The organism is Actinoplanes sp. NPDC051405, assembly GCF_055586185.1.
Genome location: NZ_JBVJIR010000013.1, coordinates 278,439 through 294,116 on the forward strand (window position 1 = coordinate 278,439; position 15,678 = coordinate 294,116).

General features: G+C 66.7%; 12 protein-coding genes. All 12 read left to right on the top strand.

Going from position 1 to position 15,678, the window contains the following annotated elements; all coding sequences use genetic code 11:
* Positions 1-181 precede the first annotated feature (181 nt).
* The 12 genes from rpoB to rplW all read left to right on the top strand — a co-directional run bounded on the left by rpoB (position 182) and on the right by rplW (position 15,664).
* Positions 182-3,622, top strand: coding sequence for a DNA-directed RNA polymerase subunit beta (gene rpoB, locus ACZ6S4_RS27555; RefSeq protein WP_465477676.1), 3,441 nt, complete (start codon positions 182-184; stop codon positions 3,620-3,622).
* Between the two features lie 108 nt (positions 3,623-3,730).
* Positions 3,731-7,621 carry a DNA-directed RNA polymerase subunit beta' gene (locus tag ACZ6S4_RS27560; protein WP_433724845.1) on the top strand — a complete coding sequence of 1,297 codons (3,891 nt, stop codon included), beginning with the start codon at positions 3,731-3,733 and terminating at the stop codon, positions 7,619-7,621.
* 111 nt (positions 7,622-7,732) lie between these two features.
* Positions 7,733-8,047 carry a hypothetical protein gene (locus tag ACZ6S4_RS27565; RefSeq protein WP_433731742.1) on the top strand — a complete coding sequence of 105 codons (315 nt, stop codon included), beginning with the start codon at positions 7,733-7,735 and terminating at the stop codon, positions 8,045-8,047.
* A gap of 89 nt (positions 8,048-8,136) precedes the next feature.
* Positions 8,137-8,631, top strand: a complete 495-nt coding sequence (locus tag ACZ6S4_RS27570; RefSeq protein ID WP_465477677.1) for a hypothetical protein — start codon at positions 8,137-8,139, stop codon at positions 8,629-8,631.
* A 389-nt stretch (positions 8,632-9,020) separates the two neighbouring features.
* The gene (gene rpsL, locus ACZ6S4_RS27575) at positions 9,021-9,395 is read left to right on the top strand and encodes a 30S ribosomal protein S12 (protein ID WP_014440718.1); all 375 of its coding nucleotides are present in this window, start codon (positions 9,021-9,023) and stop codon (positions 9,393-9,395) included.
* Between the two features lies 1 nt (position 9,396).
* On the top strand, positions 9,397-9,867 hold the full coding sequence (gene rpsG / locus ACZ6S4_RS27580) for a 30S ribosomal protein S7 (RefSeq protein ID WP_125812313.1): 471 nt from the start codon (positions 9,397-9,399) through the stop codon (positions 9,865-9,867).
* 90 nt (positions 9,868-9,957) lie between these two features.
* Positions 9,958-12,054 carry an elongation factor G gene (gene fusA / locus ACZ6S4_RS27585; protein WP_360813680.1) on the top strand — a complete coding sequence of 699 codons (2,097 nt, stop codon included), beginning with the start codon at positions 9,958-9,960 and terminating at the stop codon, positions 12,052-12,054.
* A gap of 127 nt (positions 12,055-12,181) precedes the next feature.
* Positions 12,182-13,375, top strand: a complete 1,194-nt coding sequence (gene tuf / locus ACZ6S4_RS27590) for an elongation factor Tu (RefSeq protein ID WP_212987332.1) — start codon at positions 12,182-12,184, stop codon at positions 13,373-13,375.
* A gap of 369 nt (positions 13,376-13,744) precedes the next feature.
* Positions 13,745-14,053, top strand: a complete 309-nt coding sequence (gene rpsJ / locus ACZ6S4_RS27595; protein ID WP_097322778.1) for a 30S ribosomal protein S10 — start codon at positions 13,745-13,747, stop codon at positions 14,051-14,053.
* Positions 14,054-14,064: 11 nt separating this feature from the next.
* Positions 14,065-14,718, top strand: coding sequence for a 50S ribosomal protein L3 (rplC, locus tag ACZ6S4_RS27600; protein WP_360551803.1), 654 nt, complete (start codon positions 14,065-14,067; stop codon positions 14,716-14,718).
* Positions 14,715-15,365 (top strand): 50S ribosomal protein L4, encoded by a 651-nt coding sequence (gene rplD, locus ACZ6S4_RS27605; protein WP_465477678.1) that lies wholly within the window; start codon positions 14,715-14,717, stop codon positions 15,363-15,365. Before rplC ends, rplD begins: the two co-directional genes overlap by 4 nt.
* Complete coding sequence (rplW, locus tag ACZ6S4_RS27610; protein WP_203776595.1) at positions 15,362-15,664, top strand: 50S ribosomal protein L23; 303 nt, start codon at positions 15,362-15,364, stop codon at positions 15,662-15,664. The genes rplD and rplW overlap by 4 nt, the downstream gene beginning before the upstream one ends.
* Positions 15,665-15,678: the final 14 nt, after the last annotated feature.

Below are 15,678 nucleotides of genomic sequence, written 5' to 3' on the forward strand. Positions count from 1 at the left end.
GACAGCGGTTAGCCGAGCGGCTACACTGCTAGTTTGCGCTGCCTTCTGTCATGAGCCCTGCAGGAACATCGATCCGGATGATTTCCTGGGGGTTCATTGGAGTGCACGCACACAAGTGACGCAGACAGTTGCATCAGCAGCTCAGCCGCATCAGCAGCACCGGTCCTCGGAAGGACGCATCTTGGCAGCTTCCCGCCCTGCGAAGACCAGTCGTACGTCGAGCGCTTACGCTCCCCGCCGTATCTCGTTCGGCAGGATCGACGAGCAACTCGAAGTCCCCAACCTCCTCGCCCTCCAGACGGAGTCCTTCGACTGGTTGGTCGGGAACGAGGCTTGGCAGACGCGCTCTACGGACGATCCACATGCCCACTCGGGCCTCGCAGAGATCCTCGAAGAGATCAGTCCCATTGAGGACTTCTCCGGCACCATGTCGCTGTCCTTCTCAGCGCCGCGCTTCGACGAGGTCAAGGCCTCTATCGAGGAGTGCAAGGAGAAGGACCTGACCTACTGCGCACCGCTGTTCGTGACCGCGGAGTTCACCAACAACACCACTGGTGAGATCAAGAGCCAGACGGTGTTCATGGGTGACTTCCCGATGATGACCCCCAAGGGGACGTTCGTCATCAATGGCACCGAGCGCGTCGTGGTGAGTCAGCTCGTCCGCTCGCCGGGCGTGTACTTCACGAAGGAGCCGGACAAGACCTCCGACCGTGACCTCTCCAGCGTCAAGGTCATTCCGAGCCGGGGTGCCTGGCTCGAGTTCGACATCGACAAGCGCGACACCGTCGGTGTCCGCATCGACCGTAAGCGCCGGCAGGCCGTCACCGTCCTGCTGAAGGCGATCGGTTGGTCGGCGGACCAGATCCGGGAGCGGTTCGGCTGGTCCGAGCTGCTCATGACGACGCTCGAGAAGGACCACATCGGCGGGCAGGACGAGGCCCTGCTCGACATCTACCGCAAGCTCCGTCCCGGCGAGCCCCCGACGCGTGAGAACGCGCAGACCCTGCTCGACAACCTCTTCTTCAACCCGAAGAGGTACGACGTCGCCAAGGTCGGCCGGTACAAGTTCAACAAGAAGCTCGAGATCGACGTCCCGATCGTCCGGGGCACGCTGACCGAGGAAGACATCGTCAAGACCGTGGACTACCTCTGCCGGCTGCACGCCGGTGAGGAGGGCTACGAGGCCGACGACATCGACCACTTCGGCAACCGGCGCCTGCGCACCGTGGGCGAGCTCATCCAGAACCAGGTCCGTGTGGGCCTGTCCCGGATGGAGCGCGTCGTCCGCGAGCGCATGACGACCCAGGACGTCGAGGCGATCACGCCGCAGACCCTGATCAACATCCGCCCCGTGGTGGCCGCGATCAAGGAGTTCTTCGGCACGTCGCAGCTGTCGCAGTTCATGGACCAGACCAACCCGCTGGCGGGCCTGACCCACCGGCGCCGGCTGAGCGCGCTCGGCCCCGGTGGTCTGTCCCGTGAGCGGGCGGGCTTCGAGGTCCGTGACGTGCACCCGTCCCACTATGGCCGGATGTGCCCGATCGAGACGCCGGAAGGCCCGAACATCGGCCTGATCGGTGCCCTCTCGACGTTCGCGCGGGTCAACCCGTTCGGATTCATCGAGACCCCGTACCGCAAGGTGGAGAACGGCCGGGTCACCGACCAGGTCGACTACCTCACCGCGGACGAGGAGGACCGCTTCGTCAAGGCGCAGGCCAACGCGACGCTGGCCTCCGACGGCACCTTCGCGCAGGATCGCGTCCTGGTCCGCCGTAAGGGCGGTGAGGTCGACTACGTGCCCGGCACCGAGGTCGACTACATGGACGTCTCGCCGCGGCAGATGACCTCGGTCGCGACGGCGATGATCCCGTTCCTCGAGCACGACGACGCCAACCGCGCCCTCATGGGTGCGAACATGCAGCGTCAGGCCGTTCCGCTGGTCAAGGCCGAGGCGCCGCTGGTCGGCACGGGCATGGAATACCGTGCCGCGGTCGACGCCGGCGACGTGGTCGTGGCCGAGGTCGGCGGTCTGGTCGAGGACCTGTGCGCCGACTACGTGACGGTGCACCAGGACGACGGCCACCGCCGCACCTACCTGCTGCACAAGTTCCGTCGCAGCAACGCCGGCTCCTGCGTCAACCAGAAGCCCGTCGTCTTCGAAGGCGATCGGGTCGAGGCCGGCCAGGTCATCGCCGACGGTCCGTGCACCGACGAAGGGGAGATGGCCCTCGGCCGGAACCTGCTCGTCGCGTTCATGTGCTGGGAAGGCCACAACTACGAGGACGCGATCATCCTGTCGCAGCGCCTCGTGCAGCAGGACGTCCTCACCTCGATCCACATCGAGGAGCACGAGGTCGACGCCCGCGACACCAAGCTCGGCCCGGAAGAGATCACCCGCGACATCCCCAACGTCAGCGAGGAAATGCTCGCCGACCTGGACGAGCGCGGCATCATCCGGATCGGTGCCGAGGTCGTGCCCGGCGACATCCTGGTCGGCAAGGTCACGCCCAAGGGTGAGACCGAGCTGACCCCGGAGGAGCGGCTGCTGCGCGCGATCTTCGGTGAGAAGGCCCGGGAGGTCCGGGACACCTCGCTGAAGGTGCCGCACGGCGAGACCGGCACGGTCATCGGTGTCCGCACGTTCTCGCGGGAGGACGGCGACGAGCTGCCCCCCGGCGTGAACGAGCTGGTCCGGGTCTACGTCGCCCAGAAGCGCAAGATCCAGGACGGCGACAAGCTCGCGGGCCGGCACGGCAACAAGGGCGTCATCTCCAAGATCCTGCCGATCGAGGACATGCCGTTCCTGGAGGACGGCACCCCGGTCGACATCGTGCTCAACCCGCTGGGTGTGCCCTCGCGCATGAACATCGGCCAGGTCCTGGAGACCCACCTCGGGTGGATCGCCAAGACGGGCTGGGAGGTCGAGGGCGAGGACGCCGACTGGAAGCGTCAGCTGCGTGCTATCGAGGCCCACGAGTCGCCGAAGGACAGCAACGTGGCGACCCCGGTCTTCGACGGTGCCCAGGAGGACGAGATCAAGGGCCTGCTGGAGTCGACCCTGGTCAACCGCGACGGTAAGCGGCTGGTCAACGGCGACGGCAAGGCGCAGCTCTTCGACGGTCGTTCCGGTGAACCGCTGCCGGACCCGATCTCGGTCGGCTACGTCTACATCCTGAAGCTCAACCACCTGGTCGACGACAAGATCCACGCGCGGTCCACCGGCCCGTACTCGATGATCACGCAGCAGCCGCTGGGTGGTAAGGCGCAGTTCGGTGGCCAGCGCTTCGGTGAGATGGAGTGCTGGGCGATGCAGGCCTACGGTGCGGCCTACGCACTGCAGGAACTGCTCACCATCAAGTCCGACGACGTACTCGGCCGCGTGAAGGTCTACGAGGCGATCGTCAAGGGCGAGAACATCCCGGAGCCGGGAATCCCCGAGTCCTTCAAGGTGCTTCTCAAGGAACTCCAGTCGCTGTGCCTGAACGTCGAGGTGCTCTCCAGCGACGGTGTTGCCCTGGAGATGCGCGAGACGGACGACGAGGTCTTCCGGGCCGCGGAAGAACTCGGCATCGACCTGTCCCGGCGCCCGAACGAGGGCGTCAGCAGCGTCGAAGAGATCTGACGGAGAGCGTCCCCGGCGGTCCGGCCCACTGCAAGGTGAGCCGAGCGCCGGGGACGCCCCCGCCGGCCTGGAATTTATCCGAGCAACGAAACACGAGGGATAGTCCAAGTGCTCGACGTCAACTTCTTCGACGAGTTGCGTATCGGCCTTGCTACCGCTGACGACATCCGGCAGTGGTCTCATGGCGAGGTCAAGAAGCCCGAGACGATCAACTACCGCACGCTCAAGCCCGAGAAGGACGGACTCTTCTGCGAGAAGATCTTCGGCCCTCAGCGGGACTGGGAGTGCTACTGCGGCAAGTACAAGCGGGTCCGGTTCAAGGGCATCATCTGTGAGCGCTGCGGCGTCGAGGTGACCCGGTCCAAGGTCCGTCGTGAGCGCATGGGCCACATCGAGCTGGCCGCGTCGGTCACGCACATCTGGTACTTCAAGGGTGTGCCGAGCCGGCTGGGCTACCTGCTCGACCTGGCGCCCAAGGATCTCGAGAAGATCATCTACTTCGCCTCGTACGTGATCACGAGCGTGGACGCCGAAGCGCGTCACCGCGACATGTCCACGGTCGAGAACGAGATCTTCGCCGAGAAGCGGCAGTCCGAGAACAGCCGTGACTCCGAGATCGAGAAGCGCGCCGGCAAGCTCGAGCAGGACCTGGCCGAGCTGGAGGCCGAGGGGGCCAAGGCGGACGTGCGCCGCAAGGTCAAGGAGGCCGGCGAACGCGAGATGCGCCAGATCCGTGACAAGGCGCAGCGCGAGATCGACCGCCTGGACGAGGTGCTCGACACCTTCCGCAAGCTCGACAGCAAGCAGCTGGTCACCGACGAGCTGCTCTACCGCGAGCTGCGCGACCGCTTCGGTGAGTACTTCACCGGTGGCATGGGTGCCGAGGCGATCAAGGCGCTGCTGCAGAACATGGACCTCGACGCCGAGGCCGAGTCGCTGCGCGAGACCATTCGCAGCGGCAAGGGCCAGCGCAAGATCCGTGCGCTCAAGCGGCTCAAGGTCGTTGCGGCGTTCCTGAACACCCGCAACTCGCCGCTCGGCATGGTGCTGGACTGCGTACCGGTCATCCCGCCGGACCTGCGCCCGATGGTGCAGCTCGACGGTGGCCGCTTCGCCACGTCCGACCTGAACGACCTGTACCGCCGCGTGATCAACCGGAACAACCGGCTCAAGCGGCTGATCGACCTCGGCGCCCCCGAGATCATCGTCAACAACGAGAAGCGGATGCTGCAGGAGGCCGTCGACGCACTGTTCGACAACGGCCGCCGCGGCCGGCCGGTCACCGGCCCGGGTAACCGTCCGCTGAAGTCGCTGTCCGACATGCTCAAGGGCAAGCAGGGCCGGTTCCGTCAGAACCTGCTCGGCAAGCGCGTCGACTACTCCGGCCGTTCCGTCATCGTCGTCGGCCCCCGGCTCAAGCTGCACCAGTGCGGCCTGCCGAAGCAGATGGCGCTGGAGCTGTTCAAGCCGTTCGTGATGAAGCGCCTGGTGGACCTCAACCACGCGCAGAACATCAAGTCGGCCAAGCGCATGGTCGAGCGGCAGCGCGCGGTCGTGTGGGACGTTCTGGAAGAGGTCATCAGCGAGCACCCGGTGCTGCTGAACCGCGCACCGACGCTGCACCGCCTGGGTATCCAGGCCTTCGAGCCGCAGCTGGTCGAGGGCAAGGCGATCCAGATCCACCCGCTCGTCTGTACGGCGTTCAACGCCGACTTCGACGGTGACCAGATGGCGGTGCACGTGCCGCTGTCGGCCGAGGCGCAGGCCGAGGCCCGGATCCTGATGCTGTCGTCGAACAACATCCTCAAGCCGGCCGACGGCAAGCCCGTCACCATGCCCACCCAGGACATGGTCATCGGGCTCTACTACCTGACGCACCTCACCAAGGGTGCGAAGGGTGAGGGCCGGGTTTTCAGCTCGGACGCCGAGGCACGGATGGCGTTCGACAACGGCGAGCTGCACCTGCAGGCGCTCGTGAAGATCCGCCTGCCCGAGGTGCTCGAGGTCGACAACGGCGCCGGCGCCCCCACCTGGGAGCGTCCGGAGGGCTGGGAGTCGGGCGACAAGCTGACCGTGGAGACCACCCTGGGACGGGTGCTCTTCAACGAGACGCTGCCGCCGGGCTACCGCTACGTCAACTACGAGATCCGTAAGGGTCAGCTCTCCGCGATCGTCAACGACCTCGCCGAGCGTTTCCCCAAGGTCGCCCTGGCGGCGACCCTGGACGCGCTCAAGGAGGCCGGTTTCCACTGGGCCACCTGGTCCGGTGTGACGATCGGTATGGGCGACGTCGTCGCCCCGCCGCGCAAGCCGGAGATCATCGCCCGCTACCAGGGTGAGGCCGACCGCATCGACAAGCAGTACCAGCGTGGCCTGATGACCGCCGAGGAACGTCGCGGCGAGCTCATCGACATCTGGACCAACGCGACCAAGGACATCTCGAAGGAGATGGAGACGGCGCTGCCGCAGGAGAACCCGCTCTGGGTCATGATCAACTCCGGCGCCCGCGGTAACCTCCTCCAGCTCCGGCAGATCGCCGCGATCCGTGGTCTGGTGGCCAACCCCAAGGGCGAGATCATCCCGCGCCCGATCACCTCGTCGTACCGCGAGGGTCTGACCGTGCTGGAGTACTTCATCTCCACGCACGGTGCCCGTAAGGGTCTGGCCGACACCGCGCTGCGTACCGCCGACTCGGGTTACCTGACCCGGCGTCTGGTGGACGTCTCGCAGGACGTCATCATCCGCGAGGAGGACTGCGGCACCGACCGCGCGATCCCGATGCAGGTGGCGGACCGCGAGCCGGACGGCACCCTCGCCGTGCACACGCACGCCGAGACCGGCGTGCACGCCCGGACGCTGGCCGACGACATCGACGACGCCCAGGGCAACCGGGTGGTGTCGCGTGGCGACGACCTCAACTCGATCATGGTCGACAAGCTGGTCGCGGCCGGCGTGGAGACGGTCCGGGTGCGCAGCGTCCTGACCTGTGAGTCGAAGCTGGGTGTGTGTGCGGCCTGCTACGGCCGTTCGCTGCCGACCGGCAAGGCGGTCGACATCGGCGAGGCCGTCGGCATCATCGCGGCCCAGTCCATCGGTGAGCCCGGCACGCAGCTGACGATGCGTACCTTCCACACCGGTGGTGTCGCGGGTGAGGACATCACCCAGGGTCTGCCGCGTGTGCAGGAGATCTTCGAGGCCCGCGTGCCGAAGGGCAAGGCGCCCATCGCCGACACCCCCGGCCGCATCCGCATCGAGGACGGCGAGCGTTCGCGGAAGATCATCGTGATCCCGGACGACGGCAGCGAGGAGATCGTGTACGACAAGATCTCCAAGCGCGTCAAGCTGCGGGCCCACGACGGCGACCACGTCGCGGTCGGCGAGAAGCTCACCGAGGGCACCATCGATCCGCACGAGCTGCTGCGCATCATGGGCCCGCGGGCGGTCCAGGTCCACCTGACCAGCGAGGTCCAGGAGGTCTACCGCTCGCAGGGTGTGCTCATCCACGACAAGCACATCGAGATCATCATCCGCCAGATGCTCAAGCGGGTCACGGTCATCGATTCCGGCGCGACCGAGTTCCTGCCGGGCGTGCTGGTCGACCGGGCGCTCTTCGAGTCGGAGAACCGCCGGCTCGTGGGCGAGGGTGGCGAGCCCGCCGCCGGTCGTCCGGTGCTGATGGGTATCACCAAGGCCTCGCTGGCGACCGACTCCTGGCTCTCGGCGGCCTCCTTCCAGGAGACCACCCGGGTGCTCACCGACGCTGCGATCAACTCGCGCAGCGACTCGCTGGTGGGCCTCAAGGAGAACGTCATCATCGGCAAGCTCATCCCGGCCGGTACGGGCATCAGCAAGTACCGCAACATCCGGGTCGAGCCGACCGAGGAGGCCAAGGCCAAGGTGTACTCGATGACCGGGTACCCCGAGACCGACTACGGCTTCGGGCCGGCCAGCGGGCAGGCTGTGCCGCTGGACGACTTCGACTTCGGGTCGTACCGCTAAGGGTTTTCCCACGGCAGCACGGGCGGTCGCGCATCATGCGCGGCCGCCCGTTCGTGTTCCTAAGATGGACGGGTGAGCTACCCCGCGATGACCGCACCCACCCGGCACCCGATGGATCCCGAACCGGCGCCGTCGACCAAGGCCCGAGCGGTCTTCGCGCTGGGGGTCGTGGCGTTGCTGACCGGGGCGCTGGTCGGCGGCGTGATTCCCGCCACGGTCGCCCTGATCCTGGCCCGGCAGGTCCGGCGCCAGGCCTACGCCGCCGGCGGCTATCTCCTCGGGGCCGCCTGGGTCCGCCGCGGGGAGCGGCTGGCCTGGGCCGGGATCGTGCTGGCGTTGACCGCGCTGGTCGTCGCGTCGATCGCCGGGCTGCTGCACCTGGCCGGCACGGCCGGCGGCCAGGACTTCGACTCCAACACCGACTGAGCGCCCGGTAGCGGCCCCAGGGCTGCGCCGGACCACGTTCGGGTGACATGCTCGAAGATCCAGGGGTACGCGGCGAGAGGGACGGTCCGGTGACGCAGCAACCAGGTTCGTGGCCACCGGCCGGACAGCCGGTGTCGGTGGCCGGCCCGCCTCCGCCGGTGCTGCTGCCCAAGCCGAGCGAGGCGTGGACCCCGGAACGCGTCGAGCCGGTCGCCGGCACCGAGTTCGCCCTGGTTCAGCTGCGGGTGGCGCCGATCACGTCCGGCCTGGCCACCGGCTCGCTCATCGCCGGCATCGGCGCGATCGGGATCTCCACGCTGGTGCTCTGCTTCGGTCTGCTCGGCCAGTCCGAGGGCTGGGGTGCCGTGGTGGCGGGCGCGTTCGCGCTGCTGGGAGTGCTGGTCGGCGGGGGTGCGGTGGGTGTCGGACTGGCTGCCCGGCGCCAGATCAAGCGCTCCGGGCAGGACGGCAAGGTCCGCTTCGTGGGCCGGGGCGTGGCCACCGCGGGGATCTCCTGCGGTGCCGCGGGGCTGGGAATTGCCGCGCTGACACTGCTGTTGGTAGTGGTGTTGCAGTTCTCGTGAGGCCTTGTGACGCCGGATCCGACACCGAGGCGTCGTCACCCCGAGGCACCCGGTACACTTGTTAGCTGGAGATGTCCATCAGGGGAAACAGTTCTCGTTTTGACCTGTGTCCCTGTGGTGGGTACTCTTTCCCCTCGTGCCCGGGCTAGCCCGGGCAACTCGTGCGTGCGCCCGAGTCTGTAGTAACCGACGGGGCAGTGGCACGACAGGGTTACAGCCCTGACAAAGACAGAACATCCGCAGCGTGCGTCAAGCGCGCGGCGGGACCGTGAGCCGGACGACACGCCCGACCGCGGGTGCCGGGGATCCAAACGGGATCTCTCGGTGCACAAGGCAGAACGAAGACGGTGCGGCCGCTGAAGGGCGGCCGAAGGGAGCGGAGAAACCCGGTGCCCACGATCCAGCAGCTGGTCCGAAAGGGCCGCCAGGCGAAGACGAGCAAGACCAAGACGCCGGCGCTGAAGGGAAGCCCTCAGCGGCGCGGCGTGTGCACGCGCGTGTACACCACTACCCCCAAGAAGCCGAACTCTGCGCTGCGCAAGGTCGCTCGTGTGAAGCTCAGCAGCCAGATCGAGGTGACGGCGTACATCCCGGGCGTCGGCCACAACCTGCAGGAGCACTCGATCGTGCTCGTGCGTGGCGGTCGTGTGAAGGACCTCCCGGGCGTCCGCTACAAGATCGTCCGCGGTTCGCTGGACACCCAGGGTGTCCGCAACCGCAAGCAGGCCCGCAGCCGTTACGGCGCGAAGAAGGAGAAGAGCTGACATGCCCCGTAAAGGCCCAGCGCCGAAACACCCGCTGGTAGCGGACCCGGTCTACAACTCGCCGCTGGTCACCCAGCTGGTGAACAAGATCCTGGTCGGCGGCAAGCGTCAGCTCGCCGAGCGCATCGTCTACGGCGCCCTCGAGGGCTGCCGCGAGAAGAGCGGCACCGACCCCGTGGTCACGCTCAAGCGCGCCATGGACAACGTCAAGCCGACCCTCGAGGTCCGCAGCCGCCGCGTCGGTGGCGCGACCTACCAGGTGCCGGTCGAGGTGCGCACCCCGCGCCAGACCACCCTCGGTCTGCGCTGGCTGGTCCAGTACTCCAAGGCCCGCCGCGAGAAGACCATGATCGAGCGGCTGCAGAACGAGCTGCTCGACGCCAGCAACGGCCTCGGCGCAGCTGTGAAGCGGCGCGAGGACACCCACAAGATGGCGGAGTCCAACAAGGCCTTCGCGCACTACCGCTGGTAAGACCCGCTGCCGGCCCGGTTCCCGCCGGGCCGTCGCAGTTCAGTCGTACCGGTCCTGCAGAGACGACGACGAAGAAAAGTAGGGATTGAAGTGGCTGCCGCAGACGCGCTCGCCAAGGTACGCAACATCGGCATCATGGCGCACATCGACGCTGGTAAGACCACGACGACCGAGCGGATCCTGTTCTACACCGGTATCACGTACAAGATCGGTGAAGTCCACGAGGGCGCGGCCGTCATGGACTGGATGGAACAGGAACAGGAACGCGGCATCACCATCACCTCCGCCGCCACGAAGTGCGAGTGGAAGGGCTACACGATCCAGATCATCGACACGCCCGGCCACGTCGACTTCACGGTCGAGGTCGAGCGGTCGCTGCGGGTGCTCGACGGTGCCGTCGCGGTCTACGACGGTGTCGCCGGCGTGGAGCCGCAGACGGAGAACGTCTGGCGGCAGGCGGACAAGTACCACGTCCCGCGGATGTGCTTCGTCAACAAGCTCGACCGGACCGGTGCCGACTTCTTCCGCTGCGTGCAGATGATGATCGACCGGCTCAACGCCACCCCGCTCGTCCTGCAGATCCCGATCGGGCTCGAGAGCGAGCACATCGGCGTCGTCGACCTGATCACGATGAAGGCCTTCACCTGGCGCGGGGAGACCCAGAAGGGTGACGACTACGCGATCGAGGAGATCCCGGCCGACCTGGTCGACTCCGCGAACGAGTGGCGCGAGAAGCTCATCGAGACGCTCGCCGACGTGGACGACTTCGTCATGGAGAAGTACCTCGAGGGCGAAGAGGTCTCCCAGGACGAGATCAAGGCCGCCATCCGGCGTGCCACGATCGCCAGTAAGGCGAACCCGGTGCTCTGCGGTTCGGCGTTCAAGAACAAGGGCGTTCAGCCCATGCTCGACGCCGTCGTCGACTTCCTGCCGTCGCCGCTGGACGTCCCGGCCATCGACGGCACCGCGACCGACGGCGAGACGCCGATCGTCCGTAAGCCGTCGAACGACGAGCCGTTCTCCGGCCTGGCGTTCAAGATCCAGACGGACAAGCACCTCGGCAAGCTGACGTACGTCCGGGTCTACTCCGGCACGCTCGAGTCCGGTTCCCAGGTGGTCAACTCCACCAAGGACCGCAAGGAGCGGATCGGCAAGATCTACCAGATGCACGCCAACAAGCGCGAAGAGCGTCCGACGGCGTGGGCCGGCGACATCATCGCCGTGCAGGGTCTCAAGCAGACCACCACGGGCGACACGCTCAGCGACCCGGCGCACCCGGTCATCCTGGAGTCGATGACGTTCCCGGAGCCGGTCATCCAGGTCGCCATCGAGCCGAAGACCAAGTCCGACCAGGAGAAGCTGGGTGTCGCCATCCAGCGCCTGGCCGAGGAGGACCCGACCTTCCGCGTCTTCAACGACGAGGAGACCGGGCAGACCGTCATCGCCGGCATGGGCGAGCTGCACCTCGACATCCTCGTGGACCGCATGCGTCGCGAGTTCAACGTCGAGGCGAACATCGGTAAGCCGCAGGTGGCGTACCGCGAGACGATCCGCGGCAAGGTGGAGAAGCTCACGTACGTGCACAAGAAGCAGACCGGTGGCTCGGGCCAGTACGCCAAGGTCGTCGTCACCGTCGAGCCGCTTGAGCTCGCCGCCGACGGCCCGACGTACGAGTTCGTCAACGCGGTGTCCGGTGGCCGTATCCCCAAGGAGTACATCCCTTCGGTGGACGCGGGCGCGCAGGACTCACTGCAGTACGGCGTCCTCGCCGGCTACCCGATGGTCGGCGTCAAGCTGACCCTGGTGGACGGTCAGTTCCACGAGGTCGACTCGTCGGAAATGGCATTCAAGATCGCCGGCTCGATCGTGATGAAGGAGGCGGCCCGCAAGGCCGACCCCGCGCTCCTCGAGCCGATGATGTCCGTTGAGGTCACCACCCCTGAGGACAACATGGGTGACGTCATCGGTGACCTCAACTCCCGCCGTGGCATCATCCAGTCGATGGAGGAGCGTTCCGGCGCTCGCGTCATCAAGGCTCTGGTGCCGCTCTCGGAGATGTTCGGCTACGTCGGCGACCTCCGGTCGAAGACCCAGGGCCGGGCGAGCTACAGCATGCAGTTCGACTCCTACGCCGAGGTTCCTCAGAGCGTGGCGAAGGAGATCATCGCCAAGGCCACGGGCGCGTAAGCTCCCAGCCTGATGAGGCACGTGCGGTCCGTCGAGGACCGCACGTGCACGAGCAGTCGACAGAGTCCTGATCGCCTTATCGGCGTGCCGGACGAGAAGAAAAGACACAGTCCACAGGAGGACACCAGTGGCGAAGGCGAAGTTCGAGCGGACTAAGCCGCACGTCAACATCGGCACCATTGGTCACATCGACCACGGTAAGACGACGCTGACTGCGGCCATCACGAAGGTCCTGCACGACGAGTACCCGGACCTCAACCCCTACACGCCGTTCGACGAGATCGACAAGGCGCCGGAGGAGAAGGCCCGCGGCATCACGATCTCGATCGCGCACGTCGAGTACCAGACCGCGTCGCGGCACTACGCGCACGTGGACTGCCCCGGCCACGCCGACTACATCAAGAACATGATCACCGGTGCCGCCCAGATGGACGGCGCGATCCTGGTGGTCGCCGCGACCGACGGCCCGATGCCGCAGACCAAGGAGCACGTGCTCCTGGCCCGCCAGGTCGGCGTGCCGTACATCGTCGTCGCCCTGAACAAGAGCGACATGGTGGACGACGAGGAGCTCCTGGAGCTCGTCGAGCTCGAGGTCCGCGAGCTGCTCAGCACCTACGAGTTCCCGGGCGACGACCTTCCGGTCGTGCGCGTCTCGGCGCTCAAGGCGCTCGAGGGCGACGCGGAGTGGACCGGCAAGCTGCTCGAGCTGATGAACGCGGTCGACACCGCGATCCCGCAGCCCGAGCGCGACACCGACAAGCCGTTCCTCATGCCGATCGAGGACGTCTTCACGATCACCGGTCGCGGTACGGTCGTCACCGGCCGGGCCGAGCGCGGCATCCTCAAGCCGAACGAGGAGGTCGAGATCGTGGGTATCCGCGAGAAGTCGACCAAGACCGTTTGCACCGGCATCGAGATGTTCCGCAAGCTGCTCGACGAGGCCCGCGCGGGTGAGAACGTCGGCCTCCTGCTGCGTGGTATCAAGCGCGAGGACGTCGAGCGCGGCATGGTCGTGGTGAAGCCGGGCTCCAGCACTCCGCACACGGAGTTCGAGGGCCAGGTCTACATCCTCTCGAAGGAGGAGGGCGGCCGGCACACGCCGTTCTTCCAGAACTACCGCCCGCAGTTCTACTTCCGCACCACGGACGTCACCGGCGTCGTCACGCTGCCCGAGGGCACCGAGATGGTCATGCCGGGCGACTCCACCTCGATGTCGGTCAAGCTGATCCAGCCGATCGCCATGGAGCAGGGCCTGAAGTTCGCGATCCGTGAGGGTGGCCGCACCGTCGGCGCCGGTACGGTCACGAAGATCAACGTCTGATTGAGGCCTCCGCCTCAATGGTGACCCCGATTAGCATTGCCGCGATCGATACGGCATACTAGTCAGGTTGCGTCCGCGCAGGGTGGTTGGCTGCTCTCGCTCTTGAGAGAGGGCGGTCAGCCACCCTCGCCGGGTGTCCGGCGTGTTTTGACTGGCCGCCGGCATCCCCGATCCCGACGGATCAAGGGCTTCCCTCCGGGGGAATCCTTGCGGGCAAGATCGCTCCAGAGACCTGGGGCGGAGCTTGATTCCAGAGCGCGACACGCCCGACCGCGGGGGTCGGACATCGCAGGACCAACGGTCCTGCGGGCATGCGAGGGCCACAGCTTTCGCACGTAGCGGCATCGAGAGAAGGAAACAGAAGCCACCATGGCGGGACAGAAGATCCGCATCCGGCTCAAGGCCTATGACCACGAGGTCGTTGACTCGTCGGCACGCAAGATCGTCGAGACGGTCACGCGCACCGGAGCTTCGGTCGCGGGCCCGGTGCCGCTGCCCACGGAGATCAACCGTTTCTGCGTCATCCGTTCGCCGCACAAGTACAAGGACTCGCGCGAGCACTTCGAGATGCGCACGCACAAGCGTCTGATCGACATCATCGACCCGACTCCGAAGACGGTCGACTCGCTGATGCGCCTCGACCTGCCGGCTGGCGTCGACATCGAGATCAAGCTGTAGGGATCCGGACAATGGACAGGCAAGTGAAGGGCATCCTGGGCGCCAAGCTCGGCATGACCCAGGTCTGGGACAACAACAAGGTCGTCCCGGTAACCGTGGTGCAGGCCGGCCCGTGCGTCGTGACCCAGGTCCGCACCTCCGAGACTGACGGCTACACCGCGGTTCAGCTGGCGTACGGCGCCATCGACCCGCGCAAGGTCAACAAGCCGGAGGGCGGCCACTACGCGAAGGCGGGTGTGTCGCCGCGGCGCCACATCGTGGAGCTGCGCACCACCGACGCCACCGAGTACGAGCTCGGCCAGGAGGTCACCGTCGAGACGTTCCCGGTCGGCACGCCGATCGACGTCACCGGTAAGACCAAGGGCAAGGGCTACGCCGGCGTCATGAAGCGGCACGGCTTCCACGGCCTCAAGGCCAGCCACGGTGTCGAGCGCAAGCACCGCTCGCCCGGTTCGATCGGCGCCTGCGCGACCCCCGGCCGTGTCTTCCGGGGCACCCGGATGGCGGGTCGCATGGGTAACAAGCGCTTCACCGTGCAGAACCTGACGGTGCAGGCAGTCGACCTCGAGAACAACCTGCTGCTGGTCAAGGGCGCTGTGCCCGGACCCAAGGGCGCGCTGATCCTGGTCCGCACGGCGGCGAAGAAGAAGGGTGGTGCCAAGTGAGCTCGGTTGACGTGATCAACGCCGAGGGCACGAAGGCCGGCTCGGTCGAGCTGCCCGACGACATCTTCGACGTGCAGGCGAACATCCCGCTGATGCACCAGGTCGTCGTGGCCCAGCTCGCCGCCGCCCGTCAGGGCACGGCCAAGGCCAAGACGCGCGGTGAGGTCGCCGGTGGCGGCAAGAAGCCGTACAAGCAGAAGGGCACCGGTCGCGCCCGTCAGGGCTCGATCCGCGCGCCGCAGTTCACCGGTGGTGGCGTGGTGCACGGCCCCGTGCCGCGCGACTACAGCCAGCGGACCCCGAAGAAGATGAAGGCCGCCGCTCTGCGGGGCGCCCTCTCGGACCGGGCCCGCGACGGCCGCGTCCACGTGATCGAGGCGTTCATCGCCGGCGACAAGCCGTCGACCAAGGCCGCGATCGCGACGCTGCGCAAGGCGACCCAGTCCACCAAGGTCCTGGTCGTGCTCAGCAGCTACGACGAGCTGAACTGGATCTCGCTGCGCAACGAGCCGACCGTGCACCTCATCGAGGCCGGCCAGCTGAACACCTACGACGTGCTGGTCGCCGACGAGGTCGTCTTCACCAAGGAAGCTCTCGACGAGTTCCTGGGCGTGCCGGCCGAGGCTGCCGAGGAGGGGGACAAGTGAGCACGATCGCCGACCCGCGCGACATCATCGTCGCGCCCGTGGTCTCCGAGAAGAGCTACAGCGTTCTCGACCAGAACTGGTACACGTTCCTGGTCCACCCGGACGCGAACAAGACCGAGATCAAGATCGCGATCCAGCAGATCTTCGATGTCCGTGTGCTGACGGTGAACACCATCAACCGCCAGGGCAAGCGCAAGCGCACCAGGACGGGCTTCGGTCAGCGCAAGGCGACCAAGCGTGCCCTCGTGAAGCTGGCTGACGGTGACCGTATCGAGGCCTTCGGCGGCCCGGTCAGCTAAGGGGTTTGTAAATC